Source organism: Zymomonas mobilis subsp. pomaceae ATCC 29192 (assembly GCF_000218875.1).
Lineage (GTDB): Bacteria > Pseudomonadota > Alphaproteobacteria > Sphingomonadales > Sphingomonadaceae > Zymomonas > Zymomonas pomaceae.
This window is the reverse complement of record NC_015709.1, coordinates 854847-868288: the sequence shown is the minus strand read 5'-3', so window position 1 is coordinate 868288 and position 13442 is coordinate 854847. Positions and strand designations below refer to the sequence as shown.

Here is a 13442-nt window from a genome sequence, read left to right as displayed (position 1 = left end):
TCACAGTTTTGTTGAGGATATAAAGCTTTTTTGCAAGGCTTTTCTGTTGTTCGGAAGACACAAAATAATTTGACGATTGCTTTAAAAAATTATTGAAAATTTCAACTTTTTAGAAAAGCTATTTAGGGTTGTTTGCGCTATAAAAAATTGATTTTTCTGTCTTTGTATTTTGTTTCTTTGGAGGCTGCCTTTCTCTATGAATCAACTGATTACCGTTACTGTTGCGGAAGCCCATTTTGAAGGCGAACATAGTCGCAGTTTTCGACTGGTTCCTGAATCTGCCTCGCCGCTTCCTGCGTTCGAGGCTGGTGCTCATATTGACGTCTATATACCTGAAGGATTCATACGCCAATATTCATTGGCGAATGATCCGAGAGAGCGCGATTCCTATCTCATATGCGTCAAACGGGAAGAAAAATCCCGTGGGGGTTCTGCATATTTATATGACTATTTAAAGGTCGGTGATAGGCTTAGAATTTCACCTCCCCGTAATCATTTTCAATTACAAGAAGCGGCAGAATATCTTTTAATAGGGGGGGGTATTGGTATTACGCCCTTGCTCGCAATGGCAGAAACGCTTGATCATCAAAAGAAGCCTTTTGTTTTACATTATTATACCTCTAGTGAAGATTTCAGTGTTTTTATGGCACGTCTTCGAAAAGGTTTTAGTTCAGGCCAAATCTTTATTCACTATAGCCGCCAGGGGGATAGTTTACGGCATAATCTTCCTGCCGAGTTGCTAAGATATTCACCCGATACACAACTTTATCACTGTGGCCCGCAATCTTTTATGGAAAAAATTGCCACTGAAGCGCAAAAATATGGATGGAAAGCTGACCATATTCACAGCGAAGCTTTTTCCGCGGTTACTGCGCTTGGGGATGCCAATGAGGAAAGTTTTGAAGTAGAATTAGCTTCAACCCAAAAGGTAATTACGGTTACGCCTACACAAAGTATCGCAGAAGCCTTGGATGAAGCGGGTATTGAGATTTCGCTGGCCTGTGAAGAAGGTGTGTGTGGCGCTTGTCTTGTCGGTTTAATTTCGGGGCAAGGCGACCATCGCGATTTTGTTCAATCTGATGAAGAAAAAGCAAGTAATAAAGAAATAGCGTTATGCTGTTCCCGATCGCGTTCAAAAAGATTAGTCATTGATCTTTAAGAAATTATTTGTGAGTTTTTGCTTTGTGATTAACTGTCATGTGAATATAGTAATGCATTATTTATAATGTTAAACAATAGAAAAATTTTTTATAGACTAATATTTTATCTATAATTTTTACTATTGCGTTTCTTTTGAAAAGAGAACTTTAAAAAAATTTTGCAGAAATTATGAAATAAGGTTATTATGTTCCAATAATATGCAGAATTTTTTGGGAAATATCTCTAATTATGGTCAGAAAACTGGATAATTTTGATAGTAGTATTTTGGCTTTATTACAGCAAGATGCTACTGTAACCATGGCTGAGTTGTCTGAAAAGACCGGCCTTTCTGCGAATGCCTGCTGGCGTCGGATACGTTTATTAGAAGCCGATGGGGTTATTCTCAATCGTGTAACTTTGCTTGATCCGCAAAAGATAGGTCTGGGCATTACTGTTTTTGTCTGTATTCGATGTGCGGAACATTCCCAAGAATGGCTGGATAACTTTATTCGTATAGTCAACGACTTACCAGAAGTAATGGAGTTTTATCGCTTAGCGGGGGATATTGATTATCTTTTAAAGCTTCAGGTATCGAGTATTCAAGAATACGATAATCTTTATAAAAAGCTTGTAAATAGTGTGAAATTAACAGACGTCAGTGCGATATTTTCTATGGAAGAATTAAAACACAGTACTATTTTACCGTTACCTTCTAGCCGCCATAAATAAATTTTAAATAGATCAATATCTAGAGAAATATTCTCGATACTGCATAAGAAATAAGACAATTATCGCCGCCTCATTAGTAATATTCTATGAGGTGGCCTTCATGCAGGGTTACGATGCGATCCATCTTTTTAGCCATTGTAACATTATGCGTTGCGATAATGGCTGCCGACCCTTGTCGTCTTACGAGCCTCAAAAATTCATTAAGAACAACATCAGCCGTCATTTCATCAAGATTACCTGTTGGCTCGTCGGCCAACACGACCGCTGGACGATTCGCTAATGCCCGTGCGACGGCCACACGTTGTTGCTCACCTCCCGATAATTGAGCCGGATGATGGTGGAGTCGATCTTTCAATTTCAGACTAACCAGTAAAAAAATGGCCCGTTCTTTTGCTTCTTTTGGACTTTTTCCCTGAATAAGCTGAGGCAACATGACATTTTCAACCGCTGAAAAATCAGGTAACAGATGATGAAACTGATAAACAAAACCGAGATAATCACGCCTGATAGTCGTTCGATCCCTATCACTTAGAGCGTTAATTTCCTGTCCGGCAATTCTGATTGACCCTGTGAAACCCCTTTCTAACAATCCTACAGCCTGTAAAAATGTAGATTTTCCTGATCCGGAGGGCCCAAGAAGGGCTAAAATCTCCCCTTTTTTAACTATAAGATCAATGCCACGCAGAATCTGTATAGAATGTCCAGCCTGCATAAAACTACGCTGAAGATCGAATATCTCGACGGCGTTTCTGTCATCTATAGAAAAAGGGGTAGGGCTATTCATAGCGCAGGACTTCTACAGGATCAGTGCTGGCGGCTTTCCATGCCGGATAAAGGGTGAAAAGAAAACTGGAGCCAAGAGAGAGCGCCATAATTCCCAATACTTCAATAGGATCAACGCGCGCCGGTAATTGAGTAATTATGCGAATAGAAGGGTCCCATAAATCCTGACCGCTAAAATATTGAATGGCATCGACCAAAGGCTGTCTAAAATATAAAATAATAGAGGCCAAAATTAAGCCGGCCAAGGTGCCAAGACCACCAATAGCCAAACCAACCGCCATAAATATTTTAAGCATAGATAGGCGGGAAGCGCCCATTGTTCTTAAAATAGCAATATCCCGATTTTTAGCGCGCACTAACATAATCAAGGAAGAAAGAATGTTGAAAGCAGCGACTAAAATAATAAGCGCTAAAATCCAGAACATTACAACGCGTTCAACCGACAGGGCTTGAAACAGGCTGGCATTCATTGTCCGCCAGTCTTGTAAAACACCAACATTGGCGACTCTTGCTCGTAAAGAAGAGAGAATTTGCCCAACATGGTCAGCATTAGTCGTTCTGATTTCGATAATACCGATTGTATTATCCATCATGAGTAAGGTTTGTGCATCCGCCATCGGCATAATGACAAAGGCCTTATCGTAATCATAAACCCCGATTTCAAAAATAGCGGCGATATGATAGGAAACGATGCGCGGCACGGTTCCAAAAGGGGTGGTCTGGCCTGCGGGAGAAATCAAACTGATATCATCTCCGGCATGAAGTCCCAGTTGTTCCGCCAATCTTATTCCGATAATAACGCTATTAGAACCTTGTCTTAAGGCATTTAAATTACCTTCGCGAATATTAGAGCGGATAAGGGTATTCCCTTTAATATCGCCCATTTCCATGCCGCGAAGCAGAACACCTTCTACCCGACCTTCATGACTGGCCATAAGCGGTTGTTCGATAAGAGGAATAGCACTGACAACGCCTGGTGTGTTTTTGGCTTCTTCTAGAATAGGCCGCCAATTGATTAATTGGCCGTTGTATCCTTGAACAACAGCATGGCCATTGATACCCACTATCTTATCAAATAATTCAGCCCGAAATCCGTTCATCACGCTCATAACAATAATGAGGGCAGCTACGCCTAAGGTGACCGCAAGGAGGCTGATAGAGGCAACCAAAAATATGAACGCTTCTTCCTTACCCGGCAACAAATATCGCCGGGCAATCATGCGTTCATAGGCTGTCAGAATCATTCTTATTGCTAACCTGTCGTTAAAAGAGAAAAGGCTTCCTCGATGGGAAGCGTCTGCTTATCTCCGGTAGCACGATTTTTCAGCTCAACTACGCCTTCTTTTACCCCTTTGGGGCCAACGATAAGCTGCCAAGGTAAGCCAATTAAATCCATCGTTGCAAATTTAGCGCCACCGCGATCATTGCGGTCATCATAAAGCGTATCGATCTTTGCCGTTTCTAATCGATTATACAATGAATCGGCAACTGATTTGCAGCTTTCATCATCCACCCGTAAGTTGATCAGCCCTACTTGATAGGGGGCGACTTCTTTTGGCCAAATAATGCCAGAATCATCATGGCTAGCTTCGATAATAGCCCCCAAAAGGCGAGAAATACCGATGCCATAGCTGCCCATTTGGACTTGAATTGGTTTTCCATCAGGGCCGGGCAGCGTAAAGCCCATCGGCTTTGAATATTTACTACCAAAAAAGAAGATATGACCGACTTCTATTCCGCGTGACTGGCAAAGCTTATCACCCGCCTGTGCTTCCCTTACGGGGTCACGTTTTTCATCCGTGGCGGCATAATCGGTAATATGAGCATTGACAATTTTTTGTAATGATTCTGGATTGTCAAAATCGGCATTTATCGGCTGGGTCGGCTGTTCCCAGTTGCTGTGATAGAAAACATCACTTTCACCATTGGGGGCCAGAACAATAAATTCATGAGATAAATCACCCCCGATAGGCCCTGTATCAGCCTGCATCGGGATAGCGCGCAGCCCAAGACGGGCAAAGCTGTTTAGATAGGCCACAAACATGCGATTGTAATTGTGGCGACCTGCCGTTTCATCAAGATCGAAACTGTAGGCATCCTTCATCAGAAATTCGCGGCCACGCATAACACCAAAGCGGGGACGAACTTCATCCCGAAATTTCCACTGAATATGATAGAAAATCCGTGGCAGATCGCGGTAACTCTGAAGATTATCACGAATTAACGCTGTGATCATTTCTTCATTGGTTGGGCCATAAAGCAATTCGCGATTATGACGGTCTTTGATGCGAAGCATTTCTGGACCATAGGCATCGTAGCGGCCTGATTCTCGCCATAAGTCAGCCGTTTGCAAGGTGGGCATCAATAATTCAAGCGCACCTGCACGATTTTGCTCTTCTCGAATAATAGCCTCGATCCGACGTAATACCCGTAGCCCCAAGGGGAGCCACGCATAAATGCCGGCCGCTGTCTGACGGATCATACCCGCTCGTAGCATAAGCTTATGGCTAATGATTTGAGCATCAGCCGGCGTTTCTTTCATCGCCGGAAGGAAATAACGGGATAAACGCATAGATTAAAACTTCATCCGTCAAAAAGTCATACTGTTATCAAGGCTTGTAAATCGCAGAATCGATAGCTGCAACTGAACTTTCTCTTTTTCGATTAACTTTGATGCATTGCAGGAAAAGAAAGCATAATGATTTAAAAATTCAGAGGGCCATTTTGTTAAAAAAAGTAATATATTTATTACTATTCATTTTCTCTTAGGCATATTTGTTGCACGTATAACACATAGTCCTGTTCTTTTTAACACAGCATAAAAAGCGCCATGACAAGCCATAGGAAGTCGCATAGCCTCCTTAATTACAGACCTTATTGAGGGGGATAAGGCTGAGAAGTAGGGTCTGCTTGAAAGCTTCAAGGGGGAAGAAATAAAAAGCAGATCATACAATCGAGCAAGGGGGTTGACGCATTCGCGTCACGCGAGACGCCCGGGTTTTTAAACCCGGGCGTTTTTTTAGACATTAAGGGTGAAACTTCTTGTAGAAATTTTGACCCCGTTTTTTTTGGGTCAACCTTAAATAAGACACTATGTTTAATCGAAAATGGAGTGTTTATTTAAACTAGTCGACTTTGGCGTAGAGCCGCGGCTACGAAACTAGCAAATAAAGGATGGGGATCAAACGGCTTTGATTTAAGCTCAGGGTGGAATTGAACCCCGACAAACCACGGATGGTCAGGACGTTCGACAATTTCAGGTAATAAACCATCTGGCGACATACCTGAAAAAATTAACCCCCCCGCTTCCAGTGGTTTTTGATAATGAATATTGACTTCATAGCGATGACGATGGCGTTCTGTAATTTCACGGCTATTATAGATTTCTGCTACTTGGCTACCTGCTTTTAGAACAGCGGAATAAGCACCAAGGCGCATCGTGCCCCCAAGGTCGGTATCGGCGGCGCGTTTTTCACGCTGACCATCTTTTTCCCATTCCGTAATCAGGCCGATCACCGGTTCTTTAGAAGGCCCGAATTCACTACTAGAGGCATTAATAAGCCCTGCTGTATTTCGAGCCCCTTCGATGCAAGCCATTTGCATGCCCAGGCAAATACCGAAGAAAGGCACTTTGTGCTCACGCGCGAACTTAACGGCTGCAATTTTACCTTCAGAACCGCGTTCACCAAATCCACCCGGAACAAGAATGGCATGAAGGGATGAGAGGGCATCTGAGGCCGCTGCATTATCGCCTTCAAACATTTCGGCATCCAGCCAGACGATATTCACTCTTACACGGTTAGCGATTCCGCCGTGGACAAGGGCTTCATGCAAAGATTTATAAGCATCTTGCAAGCCAACATATTTACCAACCACCCCGATTGTCACTTCACCTTCGGGATTGGCAAGACGAGTGGAAATTTCTTTCCAACGAGATAATTCTAACGGTGTTTCGATATTGAGGCCAAAAGCAGACAAGACTGCTCTATCCAGACCTTCTGCATGATAATGCAAAGGCACGTCATAGATACTTTTGGCATCCAGTGCCGGAATAACTGCCTCTTTAGGTACATTGCAGAAAAGGGCTATTTTAGAACGCTCACTATCGGGAAGCGGATGCTCGGTACGACAGACTAAGACATCGGGTTGAATACCGAAGCTTGTAAGATCGCGAACGCTATGTTGGGTTGGCTTGGTTTTGAGTTCACCCGCAGCAGCGATATAGGGCACTAAGGTAAGATGGACAAAAACCGCGTTTCCGCGACCAAGATCATTTCTCAGTTGTCGAATAGCTTCGATAAAAGGCAAAGACTCAATGTCGCCCACTGTGCCGCCGATTTCACATAAAACAAAATCGAGATCATCGGTTTCGTCTCGTGCAAATTCTTTAATAGCATCCGTGACATGGGGAATTACCTGAACCGTTGCGCCTAAATAGTCGCCCCGTCGTTCTTTGGCGATAATGGTCTGATAGATACGTCCGGATGTAATATTATCCGACCGTCTGGAAGGAACGCCCGAAAAACGTTCATAATGCCCAAGATCAAGATCGGTTTCTGCCCCGTCATCCGTAACATAGACCTCTCCATGTTGATAAGGGCTCATCGTGCCGGGATCAACATTGAGATAGGGATCGAATTTTCGGATACGGACTCTAAAGCCTCGTTCCTGCAAGAGAGCAGCTAAACTGGCCGCCATCAGACCTTTGCCGAGTGACGACACCACGCCGCCGGTGATAAATATAAACCGCGCCATGAGAGTAAACGCCTAAAACTGAGAGGATGAGGATGCAAGCGAAGAATTTAGAACAACGTTCTAAAATTTATAAATAAGGTAATCTTATAGCTATTATCAGAATCATTTTTTACCCTCCTTCTGATAATAGCAGGAAAGTCCTTATTTATGGGAAGTAGATGTAGTCGGTGAGGCGGGTTGATCCGCAAGAGGTACCGCCGGTTGAGTCGGTTGTTGCGCTGAATTAGAGGAGGCATTCTGAGTAGAAACCGGTCTATGTGCAAGCGATGTATCAATTTCTGGCGCAGCATTCTGAACGCTCGCTAAAGCCGCAAGTGTAATGGATAATACGACAAAAAGACCGGCTAAAGCCCCGGTGGAGCGCGTCAGAAAATTAGCCGCCCCGCTGGCTGACATAAGACCACCCGGATTTCCGCCACCCGTGATGCCGCTACCTTCTGATTGTTGCATCAGGATAACGGTGACTAATGCCGTTGCGACCAAGGCCTGAACGACTATAAGAATAGTAAACAACATCAGGAACGAATTCTCCGGCAAAAACAAAGCTTTAAAAGCGCCATGATTTTGAATAGACAGAAATCTTTATCGGAACCTTTCAGAAGATTAAAGTGTCCTGTCAAATCTTTAAAGACACCCGTTGGTTTCCTGTTATTCTGTTATCACAGCATTACATATAGATATGGGAATACGCTCTAGCGAAAGCAAAGCCTCTCTTCAACCAGAGTTATAAGCTAGGCCTCATAACAAAGTAAGTAACAAGGTGTTTTGAGGTAAAATCTAAACACCTTGTCAATTTTTGTTATAATTTTTGAATTTTGTTATAATTTTTGAAGGGCGCGGCTTAATTTTCAAACGACCCCATTAATTCAAGCCACCACAGAGGCACCCGCCTCGATAATTGGAACAAATTGCTTTGCCGTTAAACTGGCCCCCCCTACCAGGGTCCCATTGACCTCGGGAATGCTAAGAAGTTCGGCTGCATTTTTACCCGTAACAGACCCCCCATATAAAATACGGACTTTTTTACCTTCACTGCCTAATAACAGACATAATCGATCTCGAATCGAGGCATGCATTTCTGCTATATTTTCAGGCGGGGGTGTATGACCTGTTCCAATAGCCCAAATGGGCTCATAAGCCACAACCAGACTTTCACTCGTGGCATCAGTGGGAATACATCCGTCCAATTGTGCGCCGATAATAGGAAGGGCTTGACCGGACGCATGCGCTGCCCGAGACTCTCCGATACAAACGATCGTGATTAATCCATTGGCCATTGCTGTAATGGTCTTGGCACGGATTTCTTCATTAGTTTCATTTTGTTCCATACGGCGCTCGCTATGACCAACGATAACATAGCTAGCCCCAACTTCTCTTAACATCGGAGCCGACACACACCCTGTATGAGAGCCACTCTCATCATAATGGCAATCTTGTGCCCCAAAGGTCATATCTGGCTGACGACCAATAGCAGGCGCAATCAGCGTAAAAGAAGGACAAAGCACAACATCAAGTTCTGGATGTTTAAATGTAGCTTGAGCTATATCGTCCAGTTCGTGGAGCATCCCTAGTGAGCCGTTCATTTTCCAGTTACCGGCGATTAGCTTGCGTATCGTCATTATAGCCTATTCCTTCGTATCGCCTTTACCTAAAGCATGACCTGCTTAAAACATGATATGCCGTGATGGAATAAATCAGGTAAATAAAAAAACGTGCTGACAGATGCAATTTTTGTCGTCACACTTAATAACCTTTCTAACAAACAAGGTAATGCGGTGAAGATTTTTTATCAAAATAGATAACTATTTTTGCCAATACCCTGTTTTCGTGCGATAGGTTACCTTCTTTGTCTCCGATCTGTGTATCGCTGTCTTGAAGCTACGCCAAGGGCAGATTAGAGCACAGTGTTCACTATAAATTTTTTCGGGATATCCGATGTTTGCTTTTTTTCGCCGCATGACCAAAAGTTGGTTTGCCATGCTTATTTTCGGCATCGTCATCCTTGCTTTTATTTTTACAGGTGTATTTGGTGGCTTTAGTCGATTTGGCGGAGGTACAGAAAATAGCGGAGAAGGGGGCAGTATAGCGACCTTCGGCAGGAAAAAACTTTCGGCTGCCGAGGCGTATGATTATGTCCGCCGCGATTACCTTTCTATGCGTCAACAAAATCCATCTATTGATGTTGCTACCTTTGTTGCGACAGGGGGCATCCTTCGTTCTGTTAATGGATATATAGCGGCCAAAGCAATGAGCTTTTGGGCTGAAAAAAATGGCGTTGGGATCAGCCGCCGTATGGTTGATGGTGAAATCGCCAGTATTCCTGTTTTTATCGGCGTTAATGGTAAATTTGATCAGAAGCTATTCGATGCCGTTCTGGCACAGCAGCATATGCGGCCTGAACAATTGCGGGCAGATGTCGCCGAAGATATAGTTCGTCGTCAGGTTTTACTGCCTCTTGTATCGGGGTTAAAAACACCGGCGGCTATGGCTGCACCTTTTGCCCGTATGTTAGTGCAGCGCCATGAAGGTATGGTGCTCGCCATTCCGGCATCCGCGCTTCCGCCTTCTGATAAAATGCCGGATGATAAAGCAGTATCGGATTTTTATAAAAGCAATATTGATCGTTATACGCTGCCAGAACGGCGCGTTATACGCTATGCCTTATTGCAACCCGAAAATATTTTACCCAGTGAATCCCAAATTTCGACTTATTTTCGTGAGCATGCTGCCGAATATGGGGCCAGTGAAAAACGAATTTTAAGTCAGATTATTTTACCCGATAAAGCCGCAGCAGAAGCCTTACTTGCAAAAATCCATGGCGGCATGAACTTTGTGGCAGCGGCAAAAACAGCCGGTTTTTCACCCGAAGATATTCATCTTGGGGCGCTTTCAAAAGAACAATATACAGAACGGGCTTCGGCTGAAGCGGCTAATGCCGCCTTTGGCCTCGCTGAAGGGGCTGTTAGCAATGTTCTGCGTTCTCCCTTGGGATGGCATATCGTCCATGTCGATAGCATTCAGCGTAAACCGGCTTCTACCTTGGATCAGGTTCGGGGTGATATTACACGTCAGCTTTCTGAAACGCTGACCGCTAAACAGTTAGCGAGCAGAATTAACCATATTCAGGATAACATTTCTAATGGGAATGGTTTTTCCGATATTGTGCATAAGGAAAAATTAGAGGCTGCTCAAACACCCGCTTTGACCAAAGCGGCGGTTGATCCCGAACATCCGGATTGGCAACCAGACTCAACGGTCAAAAGTCTTGTTGGCCCTGCTTTCGACAATGGCAGCAATAATGAGCCCTTTGTGGTTACAATCATGCAAGATAAGCTTTATGCTATAGCGACCGTTGATCATGTAACCGCGCCAACACCGCAACCGCTTAATCGCATAAAAGATCGGGTCATTGCCGATATTCGCCATAGTGAAATGGCTGAAAAATCGCATAATCTGGCTGAAGAGTTGTTGAAAAAAGCTAAGGCTGGAATGCCTTTACCTGAATTGGCAGCGCAGGCTGGGGTTAAGTTACCCCCTGCCACGCCTTTGGCTTTCAGACAGATTGACCTAAGTCGTTTTCAGCAATCTTTACCCCCTGCTATCATTCGTTTTTTCGAAATGAAACCGGGAGAAGTGCGTTTGGTTGCGGCTCCTGATGAGAGTGGGTGGATGTTATTAAAAATGGATCGACTTGTCAGTTCAGATCCTGAAAAAGAGCAGGGCTTGATTACCGCTGTTCAAAATCAGTTCCAGAATATGATGACCGGTGACATTGCAGAACAATTCTCTAGCGCTGTTATGCAGCAGTCATCCGTTTCGATTAATCAAACCGCCCTTATGCAGCTTGAAAAACGCTTTCTGAATAATGGAGGCGGTGCACAGTGATATCTAAAACGGCGGTTAAGGAAAATGATGGTAGTGCCAGTGATGAGCTGGCACTCAACAGGCTAAATCAAGGTCAGCCCGCGTTGATCTGGCGTAAACGTATTGCGGATACCGAAACACCTGTCAGTGTTATGCTCCGCGCGCATAAACCGGAACGCGGTGATTTTCTATTGGAGTCTGTCGAGGGCGGCGCCACACGCGGGCGATATTCTTTTATCGGTCTCGCTCCGGATTTAGTATTCCGTGCCTTTGGCAATAAGGCTGAAATCAATCGCAACTGGCTACATGATCAGGATGATTTTGAACCGATTCCAGAAGATGCTTTGACGGCGATGCGTCAATTAGTAGCCTCCTGTCAAATGGACGTGCCTGCTGATTTACCTTCAGCAATCAGTTGTCTTGTGGGGTATTTTTCTTATGAAACCGTAGGGTTAGTAGAAAATCTTCCAAGACCAGAAATAGACCCTTTAAATGTGCCGGATATGCTGTTTGTTCGGCCAACTTTGTTTCTGATTTTTGATCAGTTAACAGATGCGTTATATCTAATTTCCCCTGTGTGGCCGGAAACAAAGGGTACCGCCAAGCAAAAGATTTCTGATGCGCTGAAATCTATTGACGATATGCTCGTGTTATTAGCCAAACCTGTGCCGAATTTAGAAGCTGTAAAGGTTGACGCTTTACCTGAAATCAAGCGGGTAATGACACCAGAAGCCTATGAGGCAATGGTAATCCGTGCCAAAGAATACATTAAGGCGGGTGATATTTTCCAGATCGTCCCCGCTCAGCGTTTTACCATTGATTTCCCGCTACCGCCGATGGCGCTTTATCGTGCTCTTCGACGGATTAATCCTTCTCCTTTTCTTTATTTTTTAGATTTACCCGGATTCTCTCTCATCGGTTCTAGCCCTGAAATTTTAGTCAGAGTGAGAGAGAACGAAGTGACTATCCGTCCCTTAGCGGGTACCCGTCCCCGAGGGCGTAATGCCGCTGAAGATATGGCAAATCGTGACTCTTTATTAAAAGATCCCAAAGAACGTGCCGAGCATTTGATGCTTTTAGACCTTGGCCGCAATGATGTGGGGCGTGTTTCCAAAGCTGGAAGCGTGAAGGTAACGGATTCTTTCAGTATAGAATATTACAGCCATGTCATGCATATGGTCTCTAATGTGGTAGGGCAATTAAGACCCGAAAAAGACGCATTAGATGCGCTTTTCGCAGGCTTCCCTGCTGGTACTGTTTCAGGTGCGCCCAAAGTGCGCGCTTGTGAGATTATCGCGGAATTGGAACCTGAAACACGGGGACCTTATTCAGGCGGTGTCGGTTATTTCGCACCCGATGGTTCTATGGATAGCTGTATTGTTTTAAGAACCGCTATTCTGAAAGATGGCCTGCTTCATATTAAAGCCGGTGCTGGAATTGTTGCCGACAGTGATCCGGCTTCTGAACAAAGGGAATGTGAAGCCAAAGCCGGGGCCTTAATTGCGGCCGCGCGCGAAGCATTTTTACAAAACGAATTGCTTATGAACAAAGATTCAAAAATATAATTTTTAAAACCTAAAGATAAAAAACGGGGAGAGATTCCCCGTTTTTTATTTATAGCGCATTACTTATGATCTTTTTTCTTATGCTGACGGCTTAAATGCGCAATAGCAGCGATTTGTTGCTCATTATAGCCATGGTGGCCTAGCTGTTTTTTTAAATGGCCATGGTCTCTTTTAGTCGCATGGGCATAGGCAAAAGAACGAAGCGTTTCTAATTTTTCATCGGCTAAAGTTTTTGGTGGCTCTATCCCCGTCATCCAATGCCAAAAACGGCGAAAGCTATTCGGTTTTTTAATAGCCTTCATAACAGGTTTGCGGTGTTTGAGCTTGGCTTCTCTTAAACCTAAATGAATAACATCCCATTCCAGTTGGCTAAAATGACCTGTAATTAACGGGCTTTGAAAGCCTACATTATTTTCGATAAGCCAATGTTCATGAGAATCAAAATGAGAAAATGTTTTCTCTTTGGTATCACAGAGTATCATAACTACACTTCCACAATCGGTCTCAGCCTTATGCATGACAGATAGTATCTGGAAGGCTGATATGGGTTATTAGACGTTTATATAGGAATCAATTCCTTACTATAATGTTTACAGAGAAGAGATA

11 protein-coding genes are annotated in these 13442 nt (G+C 43.9%); 4 read left to right on the top strand and 7 right to left on the bottom strand.

Features of this window, described 5'->3' with window-relative positions; all coding sequences use genetic code 11:
* Nucleotides 1–196: 196 nt before the first annotated feature.
* Both ZYMOP_RS03895 and ZYMOP_RS03890 read left to right on the top strand, forming a co-directional pair.
* Nucleotides 197–1159 carry a PDR/VanB family oxidoreductase gene (locus ZYMOP_RS03895; RefSeq protein WP_013934056.1) on the top strand — a complete coding sequence of 321 codons (963 nt, stop codon included), beginning with the start codon at nt 197–199 and terminating at the stop codon, nt 1157–1159.
* Nucleotides 1160–1389: 230 nt separating this feature from the next.
* Nucleotides 1390–1869: an Lrp/AsnC family transcriptional regulator gene (locus ZYMOP_RS03890; RefSeq protein WP_013934055.1), complete on the top strand. Its 480-nt coding sequence runs from the start codon at nt 1390–1392 to the stop codon at nt 1867–1869.
* Between the two features lie 73 nt (nt 1870–1942).
* Here the strand turns inward: ZYMOP_RS03890 and ZYMOP_RS03885 are convergent, their stop codons facing one another.
* From ZYMOP_RS03885 to tpiA, 6 genes are all read right to left on the bottom strand, one after another.
* Nucleotides 1943–2653, bottom strand: a complete 711-nt coding sequence (locus tag ZYMOP_RS03885) for an ABC transporter ATP-binding protein (RefSeq protein ID WP_013934054.1) — start codon at nt 2651–2653, stop codon at nt 1943–1945.
* Entirely contained in the window at nt 2646–3896 is a 1251-nt protein-coding gene (locus ZYMOP_RS03880) for a lipoprotein-releasing ABC transporter permease subunit (protein WP_013934053.1), read from the bottom strand. The genes ZYMOP_RS03885 and ZYMOP_RS03880 overlap by 8 nt, the downstream gene beginning before the upstream one ends.
* An 8-nt stretch (nt 3897–3904) precedes the next feature.
* Nucleotides 3905–5224, bottom strand: a complete 1320-nt coding sequence (proS, locus tag ZYMOP_RS03875; protein WP_013934052.1) for a proline--tRNA ligase — start codon at nt 5222–5224, stop codon at nt 3905–3907.
* Nucleotides 5225–5772: 548 nt separating this feature from the next.
* Entirely contained in the window at nt 5773–7407 is a 1635-nt protein-coding gene (locus ZYMOP_RS03870) for a CTP synthase (protein ID WP_013934051.1), read from the bottom strand.
* A 141-nt stretch (nt 7408–7548) separates the two neighbouring features.
* Nucleotides 7549–7923, bottom strand: coding sequence for a preprotein translocase subunit SecG (gene secG, locus ZYMOP_RS03865; RefSeq protein ID WP_013934050.1), 375 nt, complete (start codon nt 7921–7923; stop codon nt 7549–7551).
* A 350-nt stretch (nt 7924–8273) separates the two neighbouring features.
* Nucleotides 8274–9026, bottom strand: a complete 753-nt coding sequence (tpiA, locus tag ZYMOP_RS03860; RefSeq protein ID WP_013934049.1) for a triose-phosphate isomerase — start codon at nt 9024–9026, stop codon at nt 8274–8276.
* Between the two features lie 316 nt (nt 9027–9342).
* Between tpiA and ZYMOP_RS03855 the strand changes: the two genes are divergently transcribed.
* Together ZYMOP_RS03855 and trpE are read left to right on the top strand one after the other, a co-directional pair.
* Complete coding sequence (locus ZYMOP_RS03855) at nt 9343–11292, top strand: peptidylprolyl isomerase (RefSeq protein WP_013934048.1); 1950 nt, start codon at nt 9343–9345, stop codon at nt 11290–11292.
* Nucleotides 11289–12836: an anthranilate synthase component I gene (gene trpE / locus ZYMOP_RS03850; RefSeq protein WP_013934047.1), complete on the top strand. Its 1548-nt coding sequence runs from the start codon at nt 11289–11291 to the stop codon at nt 12834–12836. The genes ZYMOP_RS03855 and trpE overlap by 4 nt, the downstream gene beginning before the upstream one ends.
* A 59-nt stretch (nt 12837–12895) precedes the next feature.
* Here trpE and ZYMOP_RS03845 read toward each other — a convergent pair whose 3' ends face one another.
* On the bottom strand, nt 12896–13354 hold the full coding sequence (locus ZYMOP_RS03845; protein ID WP_252507446.1) for a hypothetical protein: 459 nt from the start codon (nt 13352–13354) through the stop codon (nt 12896–12898).
* Between the last annotated feature and the right edge of the window lie 88 nt (nt 13355–13442).

Coding starts and splice junctions, on each gene's coding strand:
- ZYMOP_RS03895 (WP_013934056.1), top strand. CDS start 197: ATGAATCAACTGATTACCGTTACTGTTGCGGAAGCCCATTTTGAAGGC.
- ZYMOP_RS03890 (WP_013934055.1), top strand. CDS start 1,390: ATGGTCAGAAAACTGGATAATTTTGATAGTAGTATTTTGGCTTTATTA.
- ZYMOP_RS03885 (WP_013934054.1), bottom strand. CDS start 2,653: ATGAATAGCCCTACCCCTTTTTCTATAGATGACAGAAACGCCGTCGAG.
- ZYMOP_RS03880 (WP_013934053.1), bottom strand. CDS start 3,896: ATGATTCTGACAGCCTATGAACGCATGATTGCCCGGCGATATTTGTTG.
- proS (WP_013934052.1), bottom strand. CDS start 5,224: ATGCGTTTATCCCGTTATTTCCTTCCGGCGATGAAAGAAACGCCGGCT.
- ZYMOP_RS03870 (WP_013934051.1), bottom strand. CDS start 7,407: ATGGCGCGGTTTATATTTATCACCGGCGGCGTGGTGTCGTCACTCGGC.
- secG (WP_013934050.1), bottom strand. CDS start 7,923: ATGTTGTTTACTATTCTTATAGTCGTTCAGGCCTTGGTCGCAACGGCA.
- tpiA (WP_013934049.1), bottom strand. CDS start 9,026: ATGACGATACGCAAGCTAATCGCCGGTAACTGGAAAATGAACGGCTCA.
- ZYMOP_RS03855 (WP_013934048.1), top strand. CDS start 9,343: ATGTTTGCTTTTTTTCGCCGCATGACCAAAAGTTGGTTTGCCATGCTT.
- ZYMOP_RS03845 (WP_252507446.1), bottom strand. CDS start 13,354: ATGCATAAGGCTGAGACCGATTGTGGAAGTGTAGTTATGATACTCTGT.